The following is a 22,430-nucleotide window of genomic DNA, read 5'->3' on the forward strand; positions in this document are numbered from 1 at the left end:
AGATGTGTATAAGAGACAGGCGGTAGATCACACCGTTCTGCGCGCCGACGCGTACGGTGCCTTTGCCCGAGCGCACCATCGGTCCCGAAACCGCTTCGATATTGACCTCGCCCGTCCCGTTGGCCGCGACGGTCGCAACAGTCGCATGACCCAGAATGGTCGCGCTGGCCTGATCGGCCGTCACCAGCGTCAGGGCATCAATGCTGCTGCCGGAAAGCGTCATGGCCGCATTCTGTGTCAACTGCGCCGAAAGGGCTGTGAGCTGGACGGTGTCGGCCGTCAGGGTCGAGGTTCCCGACGCCACGATCTGGGCCGCGCGTTCAAGGGATTTGATATGGACGCTGGAAGCGCCCTGCATGTTCAGGTCCAGCGACTGCGTGTCCTCGATGTCCATCGTCGTGGAATCGAGGCTGGCATCCAGCGAGGCGAGCTTTCCGGTGATGGTGAAATGCGTGTCGTGGCTGTCGTGGATGGTCAGGCCGGTATTCGGGGAAATGCTGATCGTCAGCTTTCCGTTCGGCGCGCAGGCTTTTGTGGCGATGGAAATGCGGCTCTGCGCCTCTTCCTTGCCGGTGTGCATCGCGACCTGGGCCAGGCTGCTCGAATCAAGGGTCGCTCCGTCCTTCATGGTGGGATCGACCACGACCCTGACCTGTCCGGTGCAGGGGACGGACAGATCCAGATCCTCTCCGGACAGGGTCATGCGCGCGGCGTGGGCTGCGGGCGCCAGCAGGACGGTACCCGCCAGCAGGGCCAGAAGCGCCGGGCAGCGGCCGGAAAAGGGGACGGGGCGGCGTGTCATCGTGCGTTCCTTGCTCTCCAGCCCGGGATATCCTCATCGAGGATGCGTTCGAGCTGGTCGATCCTTTCTTCCAGACGCGTAGCATGGGCTTCGGCCTGTGTCAGGGCGGCCTGCAGCATGGGATCAGGTTGCCCGGGCGGATCGGCCTGTCGCGTCGTATGCTTGACCATGCTGGTTACCGCCCAGGCAATGATGGCGACGATGGGGATGAGAAGCGCCAGATTGTCCGGACTCATGCGGGGGCCCTTTCCTGTCTGGTACGGGGATCAGACTGCATTTTTCTTTTCGGCAACACGGCGCTTGAGAGCCTCGAACTCGTTTTCCACGACAGCATCGGTTTCAAGGGCCGCGAGTTCCTCCTGAAGCGACGGCCGGCCGGTGCGACGTCCCAGATCATAGGCCTCGGCCTTGCCTTCGAGCTCATCAAGAGCGCGTTCCACCTGATCGAAGCGGTTCAGCGTGTCGTCGATGCGGGTGTCGTACAGCTTTTCGCGGGTCTTGAGGCGGCCCTGCGCGGTGCGGGCGCGGATGGAGAGTGCCTTTTCGCGGGATTTGGCATCCGCGAGCTTGGCCTGAAGCTTGGAGATGTCGTCGTTCTGCTGGTCCAGCCCATCCGAGATCTGGGCGATCTGCTGTTCCAGCGCCTCGCGGGACTGCTCCACGCTGTGGCGGGCGGCGAGGGCGGCCTTGGCGAGATCGTCACGGTCGCGCTCAATGGCGAGGCTGGCCTTGCGGTGCCACTCGTCTTCTTCATGCATCATGGTGCGGACGCGACGTTCGAGCTGCTTGCGTTCGGCGATCGTGCGGACAGCCTGACTGCGGACCTCGACCAGCGTGTCTTCCATTTCCTGGATAACCAGGCGGATCATTTTCTGCGGATCCTCGGCGGTGGCGAGAATCGCATTGAGATTGGAGTTCACGATATCGGCGAGGCGAGAAAAAATACCCATGATGCTTTCCTTCCTGTTGGAGAGACTTAGGACAGAATGCCTGCCCTTGTCAGCGATGCTGTTTTGAGGGTGTTATGAACTGAAGACCGGAACAGGGGCGTGAGAGACCAGAAAATGGCGAGAAGCACCGATATGGACGAGGTGCCGACCCCGATCGGGCGGGCTCCGGCATTTCTGGGAATGCTGGATCAGGTCTCCCGTCTGGCGCCTCTGAAACGACCGGTTCTCGTGATCGGAGAACGGGGGACCGGCAAGGAACTGGTGGCCGCGCGTCTGGCCCTGCTGTCGGACCGGTGGGACCGGCCGCTGGTGAAGCTCAACTGTGCGGCCCTGCCCGAAGCGCTGCTGGACAGCGAGCTGTTCGGTCATGAGGCCGGTGCCTTTACGGGCGCGCAGAAGCGTCGCCTGTCCCGTTTCGAGCGCGCGGACGGGGGCACGATGTTTCTCGACGAGATCGGCACCGCGTCTCAGGCTGTGCAGGAAAAGCTGCTGCGGGTGATCGAGTATGGCAGTTTCGAGCGTGTTGGCGGCAGCGAGACCATCCGTGTGGACGTGCGGCTGATCGGGGCGACCAATGCCGATCTGCCCGCCATGGCGCGGGAAGGGCGCTTCCGGGCGGATCTGCTGGACCGGCTGGCCTTCGACGTCGTGAATATTCCGCCGCTGCGCGCCCGTCCGGAAGATATCCCGCTTCTCGCCGGGCATTTCGCCACCCGCATGAGCGCGGAGCTGGGGCGGAAGGTTTTCGCGGGATTCACGGACCGGGCACTGGCGCGTCTGCAGGCTTACGACTGGCCCGGCAATGTGCGGGAACTGCGCAACGTGGTTGAACGCAGCGTCTATCGGATGGAGCGTCCGGAAAAGGCCCTGGACGAGATCGTGCTGGACCCGTTCGTGACGCCGGACTGGCAGGACATGGCCGCGCCGGTTGCGGCTCCCCCGGGGACCGTGGGTGGCGGCGAAGCGCTGACGTTCCCTCGGGACTTCGGGGCGGATGTCCGGTCCCATGAACGCAGCCTTCTGGAAGGCGCCCTGCGCGAGGCGCAGTTCAGCCAGCGGCGCGCGGCCGAGCTGCTCGGTCTGACCTACTACCAGTTCCGCCATCATCTGCGGCTGCACGGTCTGGCGGACAAGGAAGCCCGCAAGGCGCTGGGTGCAAAAGGGTGAGAGCATGTCCATGAAATTTCATGATGCATGAATCATGCCAGATTGCGTTCAGAGGGATTTTCAGGCTGTCGAACCGATGTCTCGCAGAGACTATAGTGGCGGATTGTGCTATTATGTGGGGCAGGGCACCATTTCGTCTGAGAGTGCCGGGGCTGTGTCGGCATTGACAGGTTTTTAACCGGCTCCCTATAGCCTTCCAGACGGTCGCATTCCGTATTTTCGGGTCTGTTGCGTCAGGCTTCTGTCCAGATATCGAGGTTCCGTGCCAGAAATTTTCCGCAAACGTCAGGCAGCCCTGCGGCGCGGCATTGATTTCAGTCAGGCCCGCTGCCTGGAAATCGGGGCGCTGACGACGCCGGTCCTGACGCGGGAAGAGTGTCAGGTTCTTTACGCGGACCGGGTCGATACGGAAGGGCTGCTGCGGCAGTTCGCGTGGGATCCGGGCGTGACCCCTGACAGTCTGGCTCCGGTAGATGTTGTCTGGCTCGATCGTCCTTTGAAGGACTGCGTGGACGGATCATTTGATCTGATCGTGGCATCTCATGTGGGCGAGCATGTTCCGGATCTGATCGGCTGGCTGGCGGAGGCGTCCGAAGTGCTGTCGGCGGCGGGCGAAATCCGCCTGATGCTGCCCGATGCCCGTTTTTCTTTCGATGCGCTGCGGCCTCCGACCCGCCTGTCGGACCTGCTGGTTGCCTGGATGCAGAAGCGGCGTACGCCCGATCCGCGTGACATTCTCGACTTCGCCCTGAACAAGGTGCGCGATTCCGAGGTGCGCTGTCAGGATTTTTACGATGGGCTGAGCGCGCCCGATGACATGACGGCTCAGTTTTCCTTTGAAGAGGCGCTGGACTGGGTGCGCCCCGCGCTGGCCGATCCGTCACATTATGTGGATGTGCATTGCTGGGTACTCACGCCGCGCCATCTTGCGGAACTGATGATCCCGCTGGCGCGGAACAATGTTCTGGATCTGGCCTGCGCGGGGTTTGAGGATACGGCGCCGCCGGGGTTTGAATTCGGAGTCTTTTTTCGGGTCGAGCCGGATGTTCGCCTGCGTGTGGAAAGCTGGGAGCGCATGGTGCGTGAGGCGGCGGATCCGCTTCCGGGATCTGCGGCGGCCCGGCAGAGGGAAGCGGGGCCGGCAGAAGAGTCTCGTGTTTTACAGGACGAATTCCTTCTGGACAGTGCGAACTGGCGGGAGCGTCTGCGGGGGCTTCCGGGAATGACGCGGCTGCGGCAGTCCGCGGCCTGGCGATACACTGCGCCTGTGCGGCGGAGATTGCGTTGAAAAGACGTGCGTTCAACGTGATATAAAAACGAAACAAAAAAGTTATATCAAACAAAATAGTTTATTTTTACGGATGATGCGCCTATGTCTCGGGGCGTGCCGCTCAGGCGGCATGACTGATCTGGACACAGGTAGGTGCAGCGCATGCCTCTTTCACGGACGGAATTGGATCATCTTCGCCAGATCCCCGAAGACCGGGTGCTGGGGGAGACTCTGGATCTGCTGCGGGGGCGCGTGGCCGTGATTTCGTCTTTCGGGGCGGAGTCGGCTGTTCTGCTGGATCTTGTGGCGCAGGCTGACCCTTCGGTTCCGGTATTTTTCCTGGATACGAAGCGGCATTTTCCCGAAACGCTGGAATATCGCGACAGGCTGTCCCGCAGGTTGGGGCTTTCGGATGTCCGGACCCTGTCTCCTACGCCGAAAGCGCTGCATGACCGTGATCCACAGGATCAGCTCGCGGATTTCGACCCGGATGCATGCTGTGCGCTGCGCAAGGTCGAGCCGCTGGATCTGGTGCTGCCGGATTTCGATGTCTGGATTACGGGGCGCAAGCGCAGCCAGTCCGCGACGCGGGCGGCGCTTCCGCTGGTTGATCCGCAGCCGGATGGCAGCGTGAAGCTCAACCCGCTGGCGGGCTGGGGCCCGGGTCAGATCGAGGCGCAGATGCAGCGCCGGGATCTGCCACGGCATCCTCTGGTTGCAAAAGGTTACACCTCGATCGGTTGTGCTCCATGCACAAGGGCGGTCAAGGATGGTGAAGATGGACGGGCGGGCCGCTGGGCCGGTCTGGCCAAGACGGAATGCGGCATTCACAGGCCGGCATGACTACGGAGCGGATAATGACGCAAACACGGATCCTGTCCCGGGATCAGTCCACCACCGGTTTGGCACAGCCGCGTATCATGGATGATCTGGACCAGCTCGAGGCCCAGAGCATTTTCATCCTGCGCGAGGCCTATCGCAAGCTGAAGCCCCTGTCCCTGCTGTGGTCGCTGGGCAAGGACAGCAACGTGATGGTCTGGCTGGCGCGCAAGGCGTTCATGGGGCACGTCCCGTTCCCGGTCATGCATGTCGATACCGAGAAGAAATTCCCGGAAATGTATGCCTTCCGCGACGAGTATACGAAGAAGTGGAACCTGGACCTGCTGCTGGGCTATTGCCCGCCGGTTGAGGAAATCGATCCGTCCCTGCCGCCTGCTGCGCGCTCCGCCGCGCGCAAGACGGCCGGTCTGGCCGCGATGATCGACAAGCACAAGTTTCGTGGCGTCATTGCTGGCATCCGTCGTGACGAGCAGGCGACCCGTGCGAAGGAGCGCGTGTTCAGTCCGCGCGGTGCCGGGCATCGCTGGGACGTGCGCAACCAGCCGCCCGAGTTCTGGGACCAGTATGCCACGCCGTATGAAGATGGCATGCATATCCGCGTCCATCCGCTGCTGGCGTGGCGGGAGATCGATATCTGGCGCTATATCGAGCGCGAGGGCATTCCGCTGGTGGACCTGTATTTCGCCAAAGACGGCAAGCGTTACCGCTCGCTGGGTGATCAGGACATCACCAATCCGATCGAGAGTAATGCTTCCACCGTGGCGGAAGTGATTGCCGAACTGGAAACCAGCCGGACCTCCGAGCGCGCGGGGCGTGCGATGGATCATGAGTCCGAGGACGTGTTCGAGCGTCTGCGTGTAGCGGGATATCTGTGAAAATGGGCGACAACATTGTGACCGAGAGCTTTTCGGAAACCCACCGCGCCGCAGCGACACCCATCGTCATCGTCGGGCATGTCGATCACGGCAAGTCCACGCTGATCGGGCGCCTTCTGTACGACACCGACAGTCTGCAGGACGGCAAGCTGGCACAGATCGTCGAGAGCAGCCGCAAGCGTGGTCTGGCGGTGGAGTGGAGCTTCCTGCTCGATTCCCTTCAGATTGAACGCGATCAGGGCGTGACCGTCGACTCCACGCGGATTCCGTTCCGTTTGGGCTCGCGGGAATTCGTGATCGTCGATGCGCCGGGCCATCGCCAGTTCCTGCGCAACATGATCACCGGAGCTGCCGATGCCGAAGCGGCCGTGCTGGTCGTGGATGCCAAGGAAGGCGCGCAGGAGCAGACGCGGCGTCATGCCATGCTGCTGCGGCTGATCGGCATCCGCCATGTAATCGTGCTGCTCAACAAGTCCGACATCCTGGGCTTTGACGAGGCGCAGATCGTCAAGGTCGAGTCCGATGTGCGCCAACTTCTGGGCCGTCTGGAAATCGAGGTTGAGGCCGTTGTGCCTGCCTCTGCCCGCGACGGTGACAATATTGCCAGTCGCTCCGAGCGTTCGCTCTGGTACAAGGGCCCGACGCTGGTCGAGGCGCTGGCCAATGTGCCGCCGCCGGCTTCGCGCGCTGCTCTGCCGTTCCGGATGCCGGTGCAGGATGTCTATCGCTTTGATGGCATCCGCTATGTGGCAGGCCGGATCGAGCGCGGGACGGTCCGTGCGGGCGATCGTCTGAGTATCGGGGCGCAGGGGCAGGTTGCGACCGTGGCAGAGGTCTGCCGTTGGCATGCGCCGGAACGGCCGGTCGCGGGTGCAGGCGAGTCCATCGCGTTGCGTCTGGAGCCGGATCTGGTGCCGGACCGTGGTGATCTGCTGTTCCCGGCCGATGACAAGGCTGCGGCCCCGGAGCGTTCGGCCCGGATTCGCACGCGACTGTTCTGGCTTCGTGGGGAGCCGCTGCGGGTCGGCGAGAGCTTTACGCTGCGCCTGGCGACGGCCGAGCATGATGTGACGGTGGCGTCCATCGACGCCGTGGTCGATCTGGAAGATCTGACCCTGCGTGAAGGCGACAGCGTCCCGCCGGACGGGTTTGCGGAAATTACGCTGGCGGCGTCCCATACCGTGCTGTTCGATCCGTTCTCCCCGGGCTTTGGTGACGGGCGTGGCGTTCTGGTGGATCGCTACCAGCGCATCGTTGGTGGTGCGCCGCTGATTGGTCCGGCTGAACTGGCGGACGGCGAACATGCCATCCATCCGACGGCCAGCCGTGTGTCCGCTGCCCGTCAGGTGCAGGCGCGGGGTCACAAGAGCGGTGTGTTCTGGCTGACGGGTCTGCCGGGTTCGGGCAAGAGCACGGTCGCGCGTGCTGCCGAACTGGCACTGTCCGAGCAGGCGATCAATGCGACGGTTCTGGATGGGGATACCCTGCGGGCCGGGCTGTGCAGCGATCTCGGGTTCTCGCCGGAAGACCGTCACGAGAACATCCGCCGTGCGGCGCATGTGGCGAAGATCCTGGCCGAAAGCGGGCAGGTCGTGATCGTGGCGCTGGTGTCGCCGCTTGAGGCAGATCGTGCGCTGGCGCGGCAGATCCTGGGCGAGAACTTCCATGAAGTCTTCGTCGATACGCCGCTGGAAACCTGCGAAAAGCGGGATCCGAAGGGGCTGTATGCAGCGGCGCGCGCTGGAAAAATCCCGGAATTCACGGGGATCTCCGCGCCTTACGAAGCGCCGGTTTCCCCGGAACTGCGCCTGCCTGCGGACCGTCCGGAGCAGGAGGCCATCAACACCCTGACGGCGTTCATCCTGCGGATCGTTCAGCCGTAAGACGGGATTTCCCGGCGGCAATAACGTCAGACCCCCTTTCCTCGCGGGAAGGGGGTTTTTTCATGTTCGCCGCTTCAGGGATGTGCCTGATTGCACACGAGAAAGTTCACGACATAAAGGAAAACTGTAACTTTTGTGATGTTACTTTCCTGTTGTGGAGCGTTAACGCAGGCAGATTGTCTCACGAATAACGGCCTGCGGCTTCGCGGTGGAAGGTTTCACGATGCAGAACAGGAACGCGCACGGACGGTTGAGCGGACATGCCCTGACGAATTTCATTGCGACCATTTCGGCAACGGGAGGGCTGCTGTTCGGGTATGATACCGGCATCATCTCTTCCGCCCTGCTCCAGCTTCGCAACCAGTTTCATCTGGATACACTTGGGGCGGAAGTCGTGACGTCGGCCATCATTCTGGGGGCGCTGCTCGGCTGTCTCGGTGCTGGAGGCGTTTCCGACCGGATCGGACGCCGGCGGACGGTCATGATTGCCGCCGCGCTGTTCCTTATAGGGACCGTTGTCGTCGCTTCCGCGCAGAGCGTGGCAGTTCTGATCATTGCCCGTCTGATCCTCGGTCTGGCCATTGGTGCGGCATCGCAGATCGTGCCCATCTATATCGCGGAAGTCTCGCCGCCAGAGCGCCGCGGGCGTCTTGTCGTGGGGTTTCAGCTGGCGGTCGTTTCCGGCATCACGGTTTCCTTCATCACCGGTTATTTCCTGCGGGATTCAAGCTGGCGTCTGATGTTCGGGATCGGGATGCTACCAGCGCTGATCCTGTTCATTGGCATGGCATTTCTGCCCAACAGCCCCCGCTGGCTTGCTCTGAACGGTCAGACCGAAGAGGCCCGTATGGTTTTGCGGCGTGTACGTCTGTCCGATGAGGAGGCTGATCGTGAGCTGGAGGAAATCATTGAAAACCACGATGTGCAGGCGCCGTGGTCCGAACTGGCGAAGCCCTGGGTGCGGCCTGCGCTGACGGCGTCGGTGGGGATTGCGCTCCTGTGTCAGTTCACGGGCATCAACGCCGTCATGTATTACGCGCCGACGATCTTTGCCGATGCGGGTTTTGGTCAGGATTCCGCCCTGCTGACCTCAGTAGCCGTTGGCGTGGGCATGGTTCTGGCGACGGTATTCGGAGGCTGGGCCGTTGATACCTGGGGGCGACGCACGTTGCTTCTGCGCCTGCTGCCGGGGGCCGTGGTGGCACTGGTCGTGCTGGGGACGGCGTTTGCCATGCATCTGACCGGCGGCGTTGGGGCGTGGATCACGGTCGCGGCCGTCATGGCCTACACCATTTTCAATACGGGCAGCCTGTCGGTCGCCATCTGGCTGGTGGGTGCGGAAGTCTATCCGCTGTCCTGCCGTGGCAAGGGCATGAGTCTCGTGGCCGGAAGCCACTGGGGGGCGGATCTGCTGATTTCCCTCACCACGCTGTCGCTCGTGCAGATGCTGGGCGCGGGGTGGACGTTTTGGCTGTTTGCGGGCGTCAACGCCTTCGCGTTCTGGTTCGTGCTGCGTTACGTGCCCGAGACCAAAGGGCAGTCGCTTGAGGAGCTGGAGCGGCGCCTGCGCAACGGGACGTTTGCGCCTGTGGATCGTGCCGCAGCCCGAGCTGAAGCCCGGGCGCAGTAACACGTCTCTTCAGGGGCGCCCGATCGAGCGATAGTCGAACCCGGCCTCGCGCATGAGGTCGGGGCTCCAGATGTTGCGCAGATCCGCGATGGCGTTGCCGCGCATAGCGCTCTGCAGACGTGCCGGGTCGAGGGCGCGGAACATGTTCCATTCCGTCAGGACGACCACGATGTCGGCGTCCTGCGCGGCGGACAGCGCGTCCTCGCAATAGCGTACGCCTTCCGGCAGGACTGCGCGGGCCGCGTCCATTCCTTCGGGATCGAAAACCTGCAGGGTGGCGCCAGCTTCATGTAGGCGGGCCAGAATGGGCAGGGAGGCCGCTTCGCGCATGTCGTCCGTATCGGGCTTGAAGGTCAGGCCCAGGATGCCGACGGTCTTGCCCTCAAGGCTTCCGCCAGCCTGCGCAATGATGCGTTCGGCCATGCCCGTTTTGCGGGCTTCGTTAATGGCGACCGTGGCTTCGACGAGCCGTGTGGGGGCGCCGGCGTCCTGTGCGATAGCGGTCAGGGCACGGGTGTCTTTGGGGAAGCAGGAGCCGCCATAGCCCGGGCCGGGGCTGAGGAAGCGGCTGCCGATCCGCTGGTCGAGGCCCATGCCGCGCGCGACGTCGTGGATGTTGCCACCGACTTTCTCGCACAGATCGGCCATCTCGTTGATGAAGGTGACCTTCATCGCAAGGAAGGCATTGGCAGCATATTTGGTCAGTTCCGCCGTTTCCAGATCCGTCAGGACGATCGGGGCCTGAATGGCCATCAGCGGACGGTACAGCTGTTCGATGAGACCCTGCGCGCGGGCGCCTTCATCCGGTCCCGAACGGTCGATCCCGACGATGACGCGGTCCGGACGCATGAAGTCGTCGATCGCGTTACCTTCGCGGAGGAACTCCGGATTGGAGGCTACGTCGAAAGTCAGGTCCGGCCGTGTCTGGCGCAGGATACGGGCGACTTCGCGCCCTGTGCCCACCGGCACCGTGGATTTCGTGACGACCAGAAGATCCGTTCTGGCTGCGCGGGCAATTTCCCCGGCTGCGGCGTAGACATAGGTCAGGTCGGCATGGCCGTCGCCGCGTCGCGTCGGGGTGCCGACGGCGATGAAGACAGCATCAGCATCAGTCATGGCGGCGCCGAGATCATCCCCGAATGTCAGGCGACCGGCATCGACATTGCTGCTGACGAGAGTGTCCAGCCCCGGCTCGTAGATGGGGATGCGACCGGCATTGAGGGCCGCAAGCTTTTTGGGGTCCCGTTCCACGATGGTGACGTCGGCTCCGAACTCGGCGAAGCAGGCGCTTGAGACAAGACCGACATATCCGCCACCGACCATTGCAATACGCATATCTGGACCCTCTTCCTATGGTGCGACGTGCATAGCCGGGGGTAGGATGGGGTGCAAATCCCGGGGACCCAATGGCTAGCGTGTGGGGCGGGCGCAGGCGTTGGAGGCCGCGAAACCCTGCAGGGCAGGGGGAAGGTTCGTGACCTCGTTTGAATCCGCGAGCATGTTCCGGCCTTCCTTCGACCATTTTGCGAGGGAAAGGACCGGTGCATCGAAACGGCCACTGACGCGGACGGGAACATCCAGGGCAAAGAAGCTGGTCGAGAACGGGCGGCTGGCAAAGACGAGATCAAGCCATCTGCGGTTGAGATCGAAATTCGCCTTGGCCGCGATCGTGCCTGCACCCGTGCGCAGACGCAGCGGTACGACGACACCGATGCCCTGATGCATCTGCAGGACGCCGAGCAGGCAGGTGATCGGGGTGACGCCCTTGGCGTGGCGGAAGAGCAGGCGCAGGTCCATCGAGGCGGCCTCGACAATCTCACGCGCGATTTCGCCCTTTTCCATGCTGACGGCTGCGGTGAGGTCGGCGCGGCTCATGGCTTCGTTGAGGGTGTGGATGTTGTTTGCGCTGGCGATAATGCGGAAGCTCAGGCTGCCATTGACCGGAACGGGCGCGAGACCTGCGACGCGGCGCAGGCGGTCGATGTTGCCATGGGTCAGGGCGACTTCGGCAGCGATGCGGGAGGATTTCCCGTCGGCTTCGATATGTCCGTTGGCACTGAGTGAGGCACCGACATAGCCGAGGCGCAGGACAGGAATGTCGATGCGGTTGGGGATCTGGGCCGCCTGGATCTTCAGGTTCGCGAAGTCGAGCTTGTTGTAGATCAGCTGTCTGGCGGCAAGATCGAAATGGACCAGCGGGTCGGGATCGGGCGGCGTCAGGAGCACCAGGTCCGCGTGGAGCGTGGACGGGCTTTTCTTGCTGCCCTTGGCTCCAGGAGGCGCGAGGATCGGCATCAGGCCGTTGATGTCGAGGCGGCCGAAAGCGATTTTGGCCGTCACGTCATCGGGTTTGCCATGGCTGCCTTCAACGAGGGTGAAATCGCCGTCTTCCATCGTGCTGGTCTGAATGGTGCCGTTTGCCTTGCGGAAATGCCAGTCGTCGCCGGAATGACTGAAATCGCCGGACAGGGTCAGTTTGACCGGGGCGTGATCGCCCTTGATGCCGGCGACGCTGAACAGCGTGTCGGATGTGGGTGTGGTGACGGTGGTGTGGCCTTCCACGCCGTCAAAATTTGTCGGGTCCGTCAGGGTGCCGGTGAAGTCCGAGGTCATGTCTCCGGATGTGACATGGGCTTTGGTGCCGTAAGGGCGCTGTGGTGTTTTGCGGAGGTCGCGGATCGGCTCCATTTCGGCGGAAATTGCGATCGGGGTGCCATTATAGGCGCCGCTCAGGGTCATGGTGAGCGGGCTTGTGTCGCTGGTGGAGGCGAGTTCGACCTTCCCGAGGGTAGCCTTGTAAGATGCTCCATTGGCCGAGCGGTAGGTCACGTCGCTGTCGAGGATCGTGACGTTGCGCAGGCCGGGGGCATTGCCCAGATCGGGCGGTGCGTCCGCTTTGGCCTGTTGCTCAGGCGTGAGGGGGGGGCGCGGGTCGTTCTGATGGGGGCCGAAGCGCCAGTTGGGCAGATGCGCCGGCGTGCGTTCGAACAGGCCTGAGAACTTCGAGATGACGATGTTGCGGGTCTCGGGCGGACCCCAGATCAGGGATGTCAGGCGGACCTGCGCGCCCAGATGGCCGAGCGTCATCATCTGCGGACGCGTGCCGCTGGCGATGTTGGCAACGGAGACGTCACCCGCCTCGATCGTCAGCCAGGTTCCGGGATGGACGTGCAGGGCGCCGATATGGACGGGACGGTCCAGTCTCTTTTCCAGCTTCGCGGTGGCGAAGGCAGCGAGGTCCTTGTGGTCGATCCAGATCCATCCCGCGCCGAACAGGGCCAGGAGAAGAACGGTAAGGGAGAGGATGGAAACCAGAAACCAGCGCAGCAAGAGACAGTCTTTCGGGAAGCCTTCAGTGTGGCCGGACAATACCGGCATGATTCACAAAAGGAAACTCTGCTGGAAAGACTGGAATCGATTGAAAGGATCGACAGAAAGAGCCCTGTTCTCAAAACTCCTGTAACTTCCGGATTTCAGTAAGAGAGGCTGTGTTACTGGAAGGTATTCCTGAGTTTTTCGACGGCATGCAGGGCGCAGGCTTCGTCCTTGTCTCCGCCGGGGGCGCCGGATACGCCTAGCCCGCCAAGAATGGCGTGGTCGCTCGTGCGGCGCAGGGTGACGCCACCGGGAACGAACAGGACTTCGGGAATGGTATTCAGGGCGCCGTTCGCGGGGCCGGTGACGCCTGCGGCGATCAGTTCGCTGGTCGTGTTCTTGTTGAAGGCCAGACCATAGGAATAGGCCGTATAGGCCTTGCGGTAGGCGACGGAGAGCGATTGCAGGGGGACGGTGTCGCCCTTGATGACGGCCTGTTCATGACCGCTCGTATCCACGACGGTGGCGGTCACGGAATAGCCCTGTGCGGCGCAGATGCGGACGGCTTCGGACGCCAGGGCCGCGGCGGTGGACCAGTCGAGTTTCTGGCTTGTGACGATGTGGGAACTGGCAGCGGGCTGGGCAAAGGAAGGTCACTGCAATTGCTGCTGCGGGAAGGAGCGTTTTTGCGTCTGGAAGCATCAGCCGGTTCTCTCGTTATGGAACGGGAAGCATGCTGTCTGCGGGGCATGGGCCGCAATCGGGAATGCGGGCATGCACGCAATGGTGTTGGGAAAAAAGGCCTCTCCCGGACTGGATCCGGGAGAGGCTGCTGAAATGTTTTTAGAAAGCTGCCTGGATACGGGCCGCGAAGGAGTTGCCCGAGCGACCGGAAACATTGGTTGCAGAGGCTACACTGCGGGACGTGACGAAGTGGCTGTAGTCCACCATGAAGCGGAAGTGGCGGTTCGGGTACCAGTTCAGGCCACCGGTATAGACATTCTGCATGCCACCCCGGACGTAGCTGACGCCGTTCTGGCTGGTGATCCCTGCCGTTGCCGCGTTGAGGTTGCTGTTCAGGTCCAGGCCGCTGTACTGGGCGACGGCTTCAAGAGCGCCCCAGTGATTGAGGGCCGGGTTGAATTCCTGGTCAGCGCCGACACCGGGTGCACCGAAAGCGCCTTCCTTGATGTTATACATGCGGGGCTTGCCGAAGATCGTATAAGCCGCAGCACCATACCAGCCTTGGAAGTTGAACGCCGGCAGGTTGGCCTGCGAGCGCTGAACGCCCACGTGATAATACTCGCCCTTTACGAGCAGGCGGTCCCAGCGGAAGCCGAGTTCCGGACCTGCGGCCCAGACCTGTGCGGCCTTGGTGATCGTACCCGTGGAGACAAGGCTGGCTTCACCGATATCGAATTCCGGACGCTGTCCGAAGGACGTCGTGCGGGTGCAGTAATTGGCGTTGGTTCCCGTGTTGCAGGCAAGGCGGAAGGCTGCAATCGCCGAGACACCGACATGGAGATCGACATCCTTGGTTGCGATTGGCCGGCCTGCAGCGCGGAGCATGCCGCCCGTCTGACTGTCCAGAGTGGCGCCGCTGCCGCCGCCATAATAGGTGGAGCTGCTGTCAGACGCGTTGCGGTGACCCCATTCCTGTCCCGTGAAGTAGCCGGCAATCCACCAGCGCTTCTCATAATGCAGGCCGCCAACCACGAAGCGGGCATCACCGGCGGCGATGTTACGCACCATATCCGTGATGCTGGGACGTTCCAGCGTCATGAAGTCGTTGGAGCTTTCAGCGTCTTCTTCTGTCACGCGCGGCTGGAAGTAACCGACGGTCAGGATGGTGTTATGAAGACCGGTATAGTTCAGGTTACCTTCATAGAGGCCGACATAACCGTCGTTATGATTGGCTCCGAAATCGGGCGTGACGGCTGCGACCCAGTTCTTGTAGCGGAACATGAACGGAATACGCAGACGGCGCTGGTTGGTCGTGAAGCTGTTGAAGGCGCCACGGGTGTCGCTGCCACGCGGTCCGGAATTGAAGAAGCCGCCGAAGTCTTCATGATAGGCGAGGCCGATCGACAGGGCGTAGGCGCCATCGGAGGACTGGATCGTCGGGCGGCCACCCGGGAAGCCCACCTTGATGCCGCCGACCGTGACTTCCTCGTCCTGCGCGGTGGCGCGCTGGAAGTCGGCCCAGGAGGAGACGTCTGCGCGGTCTGACGGCGGACGGCCATCATCGGCGCCGGCCTTTGCCGGACGGACGCTGATCAGGGGCTGCGCGGCGGGACGCGGCTGACCGATATAGCGGCCACGCTGGGCGTAGGGATTGTTTTCGGCTTCTTCCCGCTGGCGGGCCAGAACGGCGCGCGCGCGTTTGATTTCCTCGGCATGCTCTTTCTTCATGCTGGCGAGCTGTGCCTGCATGGCCTGGATCTGCCGTTCCATGATCTGCATCTGGTCGGCGGCCCGGGCATGGCCACAAAGAGGAAGAAGTGAAACCAGGGTCGTTGTGGCCAGGAGGGCCGTGGTCCGGCGGAAAGAAAAAACCATTGCTGTGGTGCGTCCTTCTGGGGAGGGCGTGTGTTCCGCAGTTCAGGTATCTGATTCGCATTTTGAAATAATGGGAAGGTTTCATGACGGGAACATGACAGTTCCATGACACTGCAAGCTTTCACCCGCAGAAAACTGCGGATTCCGAATTATGTGTGTCAGTTTTGTTGCGAGAGCCGTCTGAACCGTTGGCTTGCTGGAGTGGGGGTGTGACATTTCGGCACTCCCGGTGTCTGGAAGGTGTCATGAAACTATCACGCCTGCCCTACTGTTTCTGTCTGTGAGCTGGGGTTACTAAGGACGCAGTTTTCACGCCCCATAAGGGATTCCCATGATCAAGAGCAGAGCTCCGCTATTCGGTCTTCTCGTTGCCACGGCACTTGGCACGGCTGCCATGACCCCGTTCGTGTCGTCGGCGAAGGCTGCGGACATCACGGGCGCAGGGTCCAGCTTCGCCGCACCGATCTATGGTGCGTGGGGCACGGCGGCCAAGAGCCAGGCCGGTATCGCCGTGAACTATCAGAGCGTGGGCTCCAGCGCGGGTCAGGATCAGGTCATTGCCCGCACGGTTGATTTCGGTGCGTCCGACAAGCCGATGAGCGGTGACCGTCTGGCCAAGGAAAAGCTGTACCAGTTCCCGACTGTCATGAGCGGCATCGTGGTCGTGGCGAATGTACCGGGTATTGCTCCGGGTCAGCTCCGTCTCGACGGCCCGACGCTGGCCGGTCTGTATGACGGCGAGATCACGACCTGGGATGACGACCGCATCAAGGCTCTGAACCCGGGCCTGAAGCTGCCGGACACGGATGTCGCGCCGATTCACCGTGCTGACGGTTCGGGCACCAGCTACGTCTTCACGTCCTATCTGTCGCAGGTTTCCCCGACCTGGAAGCAGAAGCTCGGTGCCGGCACCTCCATCGCCTGGCCGGGCGGTTCGGGCGCGCGTGGCAATGACGGCATCGCCGCCATGGTGCGTCAGACGGAAGGTGGCGTGGGTTACGTCGAGTATTCCTATGCCGCGCAGAACCACCTGAACATCGCCCAGATGAAGAACCACAGCGGTGCCTTCGTTGCACCGACGCTGGCCAGCTTCGCGGAAGCCGCCAAGGCTGCTGACTGGGTGCATGCCGATCACTATGCGGTGAACCTTCTGGACACGGATGGCGCATCGTCCTGGCCGATCGTGACGGCAACGTTCGTTCTGGTGCCGGTCGATGCCGCCCAGAAGGAGTCCGGCAAGGCTGTGCGTAACTTCTTTGCGTGGGGTTTCCAGCATGGTGACGCGGACAATGCCCGCCTCGACTATGTCGGTCTGCCGCAGAACGTGAAGACGGACATTCTGGCCAACTGGCCGAAGTAAGGTCTGCGTCCCTGTCCGGAATGAGGACTGGCGCCTGAATTCGGGGCTGGTCAGTCTGGACAAAAAGGCGTTGAGTATGAAAACGGGCTTCTCCAGCAGGGGAAGCCCGTTTTCGGTTTTCTGCTCTGTCCAGTCATGGTGCCTGCGTGTCCGTTACGTCGCTGTCCGAAGAGACCTCCCTCTCGGGGATGAATGCCCTGACCCGTGTGCTGATCGGCGTGATCTTCATTCTGGGGCCCGTTTCGACAGACATGTATCTGCCGGCGTTTCCGGCCCTGGAGCATGAGCTGGGACATGGGCCAGGATCGGCGCAGTTGACGCTGACGGCGTGGCTGGCGGGGCTGGCGATCGGACAGTTCACCCTGGGGCCGCTTTGTGACCGCTATGGGCGCAAGCTGCCGCTTCTGTGCGGGTTGGTAGTATATGCCCTCGCTTCTGTCGGACTGGCCCTGACGACCAGTTTCCATATGTTCTGTGCGCTGCGTTTCATAGCGGCTCTGGGCGGTGCGATCAGTTCGGTGGCGCCGCGTGCGATGGTGCGCGATGTGGCGACCGGAGCGGCGGGGGTGAAGCTCATGTCGCAGCTGATGCTGATTTTCGGTCTGGGGCCTCTGCTGGCACCTTCGATCGGTAGTTTTCTGCTGGATCTGGGGAACTGGCGGCTGATTTTCTGGGCGAATGTCGTCTTTGGCGTCGTGATGTTCCTCGGCACGCTGTTCCTGCTGCCGGAAACGCTTCCGAGGGAGCGGCGCTTTGCCCTGCCGGTCAGCGGCATGGCGGCGCGTTACCGGGACCTGTTGCGGGAGCCGCTGTTCTGTTCTGCGGTGATGGTCGTGAGCTTCGGGACGTTCACGATGTTTGCCTATCTGTCCAATGCACCGGCGCTGTTCGAGAACATCCTGCATTTCTCGCCGCATCTGTTCGCCATTTTCTTCGGGCTGAACGGGGTCGGCTTTATTCTGGGGTCGCAGGTGAATGCCAGACTGGCCACCCGGTTCCTGTTCACGCGGGTGATGGAAATCGGAATGCTGGCGGTGCTGGTGTTCTGCGTATTGGCCGTGGCGGTGTGTCTGAGTGGGCTGGCAGGGCCAAAGGATCCGTGGATCCTGTGCGCGCTGATCTGGTGCACGACATTTTCACTGGGCTTCATCGGGCCGAACGCGGGCATTCTGGCCCTCACGCATCACGGGCATCAGGCGGGCGCGGCTTCGGCGCTGATGGGAACGATGAACTGGACGATCGCCGGTCTGGCGGGGGTCATGATGTCGTTTCTGCCGACGCACTGGGTCGGGTCGACATCGATCGGCATGCTAGTCGGGATCAGCTGTTGCTGGCTGTGCGATCTGTGGCGCCGCCGGCTGGATCCGGAATCCTATCTCTCTGTCCGGCACTGAGCGCGGTCCGCGTCAGTCGGGAGAGGGAAAAGCGGGACGCCCGGCACGAAGGCCGGGCCTGTCCCGAGATAACTGGGATCAGCTCTCGGAAACGCGGTCGGAAGCAACCGTAGCAATCATCAGCGCGCCGATCATCGGAACGAAGGCAACCATCGAGAACTGTGCGAGCAGGCTGGTGGGAAGGCCGATCAGGTGGATCAGGGTCATGGACGTCATTTGGAAAATCTCCGTGTGGTTCTGTTTGCCGTCTTGCGGCGTGCAGCGGGAGAAACTCCAGAATCGGGGTCTAAAGCAACAAATACAGATGCAGGGTCAGCCCTGCATTCCGTGCATAAATGGCTTTTAAACTTTTGCCTTCTTTGCAGAGACGCCGTTTTTGTTCCCGCCGGGCGATTATTGCGCTTTTGTTAAAGTAAAGCGGGATGCGCTTGCAGAGCGGCATTTATTGCGGGAAAAAGTACCGTTCCGGGTGGATTTTGAAATAAAATTGCGCGGGAGGCTATTCCGCGTCGAGGCTCAGATCGGTGTCACGGCGCAGGCCGTGCCAGCTCAGCAGGGTGTCGGCGAGGAAAAACATCAGCGATCCAACCGTGCAGGCGAGAGCTATGCCGAAAAGTGCGAGCAGCCATGCTGACGTTGAAGCGTCCCGGATCGAGCCGACAAACAGCGCCATGGCCGCGCCGCAGGTCGAGGCGCCGCCGATGGCGTTGAGGAGAATCGCGGCATCCAGCACAAAGACGCGGCGGTGCAGGCGGGTCTGCTGGTTGCGGAGGCGCTCGGGAGTGTTGAGCGGGTCTGCCGGTGTATCATCCGTAGCGGGTGTGCTGAGCTTTTTGCGAACGTCTTCGAGATGGTCGGCAACACGGGCCAGGCGTGTGTTGAAGACGTTGATGAGCGTGCCGATACCGGACAGCATGAAAACGGGCGTAAGCGCGACCTGAATGAGGTGAGCGGCGCTGTCGACGGGATCGGGATCGTAGGAAATCGGGAAAGCCATAGTGTCTTATACTGCATGATCCGGTCGCGGAAAGACGCAGGATCCGGAAAAGGCGCCTCTGGCAAAAGGGGGGGCAGATGGAGTAGGGAAAGGCAGCCATTACAAGAGATGCCCCGGCCCTGATGCTGTTTCTCCGTCGCCTGTCCTGTCGTGTTGCGCTGTTATGCGTAGGAATGGGGCTGTCTGTCCCGGCGGTCCGGGCGCAGGGCGTGCTGGAAGCGCCGCCGCATTGCAGCGGTCTGGCGCTTCAGGCCGAGTTCGCCTGCCGGAGCTGGACCGAGGTGGCGCAGGATGTGAAGGTGGGGACGGATACCGTCATCATTCCCGTGGGCGGGACCGAGCAGAGCGGCCCGTATATGGCGGTCGGCAAGCATAATGTGCGGGCGCAGGTTCTGGCGGATGCGATTGCGGTTCAGGCCGGGCATACGCTGGTGGCGCCTGTCGTGGCGTATGTGCCGGAGGGGGCGACGAGTCCGCGCACGTCCCACATGAAGTTTCCGGGCACGATTTCCGTGCCCCCGGCTGTGTTCGAAGGACTGCTCAAAGGCGCTGCGGAGAGTTTCCGCGTTCAGGGTTTCCGTCGGATCGTGCTGCTGGGCGATCATGGCGGATACCAGTCTTTCATGGCGCAGGTGGCGCAGGAGCTGAACCGGGCCTGGAAAGGGCAGGCGGCCGTGCTTTATCTGCGTGATTACTATGAAGTTGTTCCGCACCAGTATGCCGAGGCCCTGCGCGCGCAGGGCCATGCGGCCGAGGTGGGGCTTCATGCGGAGCTGAGCGATACGTCGCTGATGCTGGCGGTCGATCCGTCGCTTGTGCGTCAGGATGCGTTGCGCGCAGCTCCGAAACCGGGTGCGGCCGATGGCGTCTATGGTGGCGATCCGCGGCGCGCATCGGCCGGGCTCGGCCGGATCGGCACGGAGATGCAGATCCGGACCGCGGTTGCGGCAATCCAGTCTTTCCAAAGGAGCCATCCATGACATTCAAGACTCCTCTTCTGGTGGCGATGACGCTGCTGGGAGCTGCCGCGGCCCATGCGCAGGAATACTCCCCGAGTGCGCCGATGGTGCCGGTTCCGGCCGATGCGTCCGCGCCTGTTGCGGCTCCGGTTGCGCCGTCGGGTATCCAGACGATCCCGGGCATGCCGCCCGTCATTGATCCGAAGAACATCTACAGCGAGACGACGCCGTCTCACATCTCACCGGCGATCGCGCATGATCCGGCCCGCGTCTATGTGCCGAACCTGCGCGGAGACAGTGTTTCCGTCATTGATCCGGCGTCTTTTCAGGTCGTGGATACGTTTCGGGTCGGACATTCGCCGCAGCATGTGGTGCCGTCCTGGGATCTGCGGATGCTGTGGGTGACGAATAACAGCGAAGGCCGCCCGGACGGGTCGCTGACCCCGATCAATCCGGCGACGGCCAAGCCGGGTCCGTCCATTGCTGTCGATGATCCGTACAACATGTATTTCACGCCGGACGGGAAATACGCGATCACGGTGGCCGAGGCGCACAAGCGTCTGGACTTCCGCGATCCGCATACGATGGAGCTGAAGGGCTCGGTCGAGACGCCGGAATGCAAGGGCGTCAATCACGCCGATTTCTCCATCGACGGCAAGTATGCGATCTTCACCTGCGAGTTCGGTGGTTATGTCGCCAAGGTCGATACGGTGAACCTGAAGATGATCGGGATGCTGAAGCTGTCGAAGGGCGGCATGCCGCAGGACATCCTGACGGCGCCGGATGGTCACAAATTCTATGTGGCGGACATGATGGCGGATGGCGTGTTCGTCGTGGACGGGGATTCCTTCACGGAGACCGGGTTCATTCCGACGGGTATCGGCACGCATGGCCTGTATCCGAGCCGTGACGGCAAGCTGATGTATGTTGCCAATCGTGGGTCACATCGCATTCATGGTCCGAAGCATGGTCCGGGTGGCGTGTCGATCATTGATTTCGCGACGGACAAGGTCATCAAGACCTGGATGATCCCCGGTGGAGGCAGCCCGGACATGGGCAATGTCAGCGCGGACGGCAAGCTCCTGTGGCTTTCGGGCCGGTTCGACGATGTGGTCTATGCGATCGACACCGATACGGGTGCGATGCGCAAGATCCCGGTCGGCGCAGAGCCGCATGGCCTGACGGTCTGGCCGCAGCCGGGACGCTACAGCGTCGGGCATACGGGCATTCTGCGGTAAGGTCTGCGGGATTTATGGATTGAAAAAGGGAGGCAGATGTTCTGTCTCCCTTTTTTATTGGGCGCGGCTTTACAGGTAGTTGGGACGGCAGACATCAAGGGCCTGTATGGCAACCTCACCGAATTCCCGGTTGCTGGCAGTGATCGAAGCGTGGAAGACTTTTCCTTCGTTTTCGTTTGAATACCAGGCTGAATGGCTGGCTCCTCGTCCCTTTGAGGCGGCAAACCGCACCTGATCTGTCTGTTCGCACTCCCAGTTTACAAAGACCAGGGCCGACTTGGTCTGCGCATCCCGCCAGTCCTTGAAGCCATATTTTTCCCGAACCTGCCCCCAGAACTCCATGTAGAGTGGGCCGGATTTCTTGCTTTCCGCAGCCATTTTGTCTCGCGGAAGAGGATCTTCGTTCCATTCCATGACAAAATCACGACTTGTTTCGAGGGCTTTGCGGAGATTTTCTCCGATCCATTCCGGCGTGGCGTCCTTGCGGTCAATGAAGGTTGACCATCCGGTGACCGAGAAGAAACTTCCTCCCCGCCTGTCCATCGAAATCACCGCAATATACTTTCGGGTCCGGATTAACTCCGCCCGCGCCTCCCGTACATCCAGTTTCGGATCGGCCATACTCATCCTCCTGAAGTTGGTAACTTTCCGGGCTCAGAAACAGAGCTGTCTGAACAGCCGCTCCGGCCCTGTGTGCTTTACGCTCTGTTGGCGCTGGAGGATTTTCTGGAAAAAAAGCGATCGATCGCGGGGCCGATGAAGTAGCCGATGATTCCGGTGATCAGGACGGAGGGCCAGGCCCAGCCGGCGTAATCCCTGAAGAAATCCTGATTTTCCAGATAGGTCATGACGGCGATGTCGATCAGGACGAGGGTCCACAATGTTGTGGACAGGAAAGGCTGGAGCCAGGCGTGGCGGACGGTACGGGTCATGGAGCCTCTCCTGATTACGAGATCGAGACGTGGAAGACGAAGATCATCCCGCAGATGAAGGCCCCGAGCAGGGGAAGCCAGCATGTGTGCAGGTGGTTGTGGTCGTCCATGTAGGAATAGGCGAGCGCGAGTGCCACATAGACATGCGCGAACACGAGGCCGAGGACCATGCCGATGAAGCGCTTTTTCAGAACCTTCTCTTCCTGACGGTTCTTCTCGGCCAGGGCGGCGGGGTCGGGAGGGGTCATCGGGGTGTCGG

General features: G+C 62.0%; 20 protein-coding genes and 2 pseudogenes. 10 read left to right on the forward strand and 12 right to left on the reverse strand.

Annotated elements, in window-relative coordinates; all coding sequences use genetic code 11:
• The 3 genes and pseudogenes from KP701_RS14905 to pspA all read right to left on the reverse strand — a co-directional run.
• Positions 1-802, reverse strand: a pseudogene (locus KP701_RS14905) (DUF2807 domain-containing protein); the annotation flags it as partial.
• Positions 799-1,038 carry an envelope stress response membrane protein PspB gene (gene pspB / locus KP701_RS14910; RefSeq protein WP_215747733.1) on the reverse strand — a complete coding sequence of 80 codons (240 nt, stop codon included), beginning with the start codon at positions 1,036-1,038 and terminating at the stop codon, positions 799-801. The pseudogene KP701_RS14905 and the gene pspB, both read right to left, overlap by 4 nt.
• Before the next feature lie 30 nt (positions 1,039-1,068).
• Complete coding sequence (gene pspA, locus KP701_RS14915) at positions 1,069-1,752, reverse strand: phage shock protein PspA (RefSeq protein ID WP_215747734.1); 684 nt, start codon at positions 1,750-1,752, stop codon at positions 1,069-1,071.
• A 114-nt stretch (positions 1,753-1,866) separates the two neighbouring features.
• On the opposite strand from pspA, the gene pspF reads away from it, so the two are divergent.
• The 6 genes from pspF (at position 1,867) to KP701_RS14945 (ending at position 9,417) form a co-directional block, all read left to right on the forward strand.
• Entirely contained in the window at positions 1,867-2,919 is a 1,053-nt protein-coding gene (gene pspF / locus KP701_RS14920; RefSeq protein ID WP_215747747.1) for a phage shock protein operon transcriptional activator, read from the forward strand.
• Between the two features lie 262 nt (positions 2,920-3,181).
• On the forward strand, positions 3,182-4,207 hold the full coding sequence (locus KP701_RS14925; protein WP_215747735.1) for a methyltransferase domain-containing protein: 1,026 nt from the start codon (positions 3,182-3,184) through the stop codon (positions 4,205-4,207).
• A gap of 144 nt (positions 4,208-4,351) precedes the next feature.
• Positions 4,352-5,032 (forward strand): phosphoadenylyl-sulfate reductase, encoded by a 681-nt coding sequence (locus KP701_RS14930; protein ID WP_215747736.1) that lies wholly within the window; start codon positions 4,352-4,354, stop codon positions 5,030-5,032.
• A gap of 77 nt (positions 5,033-5,109) precedes the next feature.
• On the forward strand, positions 5,110-5,904 hold the full coding sequence (cysD, locus tag KP701_RS14935; protein ID WP_024716878.1) for a sulfate adenylyltransferase subunit CysD: 795 nt from the start codon (positions 5,110-5,112) through the stop codon (positions 5,902-5,904).
• 2 nt (positions 5,905-5,906) lie between these two features.
• A complete protein-coding gene (gene cysC / locus KP701_RS14940; protein ID WP_215747737.1) occupies positions 5,907-7,787 on the forward strand; it encodes an adenylyl-sulfate kinase in 1,881 nt (626 codons plus the stop codon).
• Between the two features lie 223 nt (positions 7,788-8,010).
• Positions 8,011-9,417, forward strand: a complete 1,407-nt coding sequence (locus tag KP701_RS14945) for a sugar porter family MFS transporter (RefSeq protein ID WP_215747738.1) — start codon at positions 8,011-8,013, stop codon at positions 9,415-9,417.
• Between the two features lie 9 nt (positions 9,418-9,426).
• On the opposite strand, the gene KP701_RS14950 is transcribed toward KP701_RS14945, so the two are convergent.
• From KP701_RS14950 to KP701_RS14965, 4 genes are all read right to left on the reverse strand, one after another.
• Entirely contained in the window at positions 9,427-10,752 is a 1,326-nt protein-coding gene (locus KP701_RS14950; RefSeq protein ID WP_215747739.1) for a UDP-glucose/GDP-mannose dehydrogenase family protein, read from the reverse strand.
• A 75-nt stretch (positions 10,753-10,827) separates the two neighbouring features.
• Positions 10,828-12,795, reverse strand: a complete 1,968-nt coding sequence (locus KP701_RS14955; RefSeq protein ID WP_215747740.1) for an AsmA-like C-terminal region-containing protein — start codon at positions 12,793-12,795, stop codon at positions 10,828-10,830.
• A gap of 113 nt (positions 12,796-12,908) precedes the next feature.
• Positions 12,909-13,352, reverse strand: coding sequence for a heme-binding protein (locus KP701_RS14960; RefSeq protein ID WP_215747748.1), 444 nt, complete (start codon positions 13,350-13,352; stop codon positions 12,909-12,911).
• Positions 13,353-13,575: 223 nt separating this feature from the next.
• Positions 13,576-15,291 (reverse strand): porin, encoded by a 1,716-nt coding sequence (locus tag KP701_RS14965; RefSeq protein WP_215747741.1) that lies wholly within the window; start codon positions 15,289-15,291, stop codon positions 13,576-13,578.
• A 331-nt stretch (positions 15,292-15,622) separates the two neighbouring features.
• Between KP701_RS14965 and pstS the strand changes: the two genes are divergently transcribed.
• Together pstS and KP701_RS14975 are read left to right on the forward strand one after the other, a co-directional pair.
• Complete coding sequence (gene pstS / locus KP701_RS14970) at positions 15,623-16,651, forward strand: phosphate ABC transporter substrate-binding protein PstS (protein ID WP_215747742.1); 1,029 nt, start codon at positions 15,623-15,625, stop codon at positions 16,649-16,651.
• A gap of 146 nt (positions 16,652-16,797) precedes the next feature.
• Positions 16,798-18,045, forward strand: a complete 1,248-nt coding sequence (locus KP701_RS14975) for a multidrug effflux MFS transporter (protein ID WP_215747743.1) — start codon at positions 16,798-16,800, stop codon at positions 18,043-18,045.
• A gap of 78 nt (positions 18,046-18,123) precedes the next feature.
• Here KP701_RS14975 and KP701_RS14980 read toward each other — a convergent pair whose 3' ends face one another.
• Entirely contained in the window at positions 18,124-18,261 is a 138-nt protein-coding gene (locus KP701_RS14980) for a hypothetical protein (RefSeq protein WP_153429664.1), read from the reverse strand.
• A gap of 283 nt (positions 18,262-18,544) precedes the next feature.
• Complete coding sequence (locus KP701_RS14985) at positions 18,545-19,042, reverse strand: DUF2721 domain-containing protein (protein ID WP_062501138.1); 498 nt, start codon at positions 19,040-19,042, stop codon at positions 18,545-18,547.
• A 122-nt stretch (positions 19,043-19,164) separates the two neighbouring features.
• On the opposite strand from KP701_RS14985, the gene KP701_RS14990 reads away from it, so the two are divergent.
• Together KP701_RS14990 and KP701_RS14995 are read left to right on the forward strand one after the other, a co-directional pair.
• Complete coding sequence (locus KP701_RS14990) at positions 19,165-20,022, forward strand: creatininase family protein (protein WP_215747744.1); 858 nt, start codon at positions 19,165-19,167, stop codon at positions 20,020-20,022.
• Positions 20,019-21,239 (forward strand): YncE family protein, encoded by a 1,221-nt coding sequence (locus tag KP701_RS14995; protein WP_215747745.1) that lies wholly within the window; start codon positions 20,019-20,021, stop codon positions 21,237-21,239. The genes KP701_RS14990 and KP701_RS14995 overlap by 4 nt, the downstream gene beginning before the upstream one ends.
• Positions 21,240-21,308: 69 nt before the next feature.
• Here KP701_RS14995 and KP701_RS15000 read toward each other — a convergent pair whose 3' ends face one another.
• From KP701_RS15000 to KP701_RS15010, 3 genes and pseudogenes are all read right to left on the reverse strand, one after another.
• Positions 21,309-21,860 (reverse strand): hypothetical protein, encoded by a 552-nt coding sequence (locus KP701_RS15000; protein ID WP_252345667.1) that lies wholly within the window; start codon positions 21,858-21,860, stop codon positions 21,309-21,311.
• A gap of 77 nt (positions 21,861-21,937) precedes the next feature.
• Positions 21,938-22,171 carry a hypothetical protein gene (locus KP701_RS15005; RefSeq protein WP_215747746.1) on the reverse strand — a complete coding sequence of 78 codons (234 nt, stop codon included), beginning with the start codon at positions 22,169-22,171 and terminating at the stop codon, positions 21,938-21,940.
• A gap of 14 nt (positions 22,172-22,185) precedes the next feature.
• A pseudogene (locus tag KP701_RS15010) lies at positions 22,186-22,430 on the reverse strand (hypothetical protein); the annotation flags it as partial.

Origin of the sequence: Gluconobacter sp. P1C6_b, from assembly GCF_018811945.1 — a bacterium.
In the GTDB taxonomy this organism is placed as follows: Bacteria; Pseudomonadota; Alphaproteobacteria; order Acetobacterales; family Acetobacteraceae; genus Gluconobacter.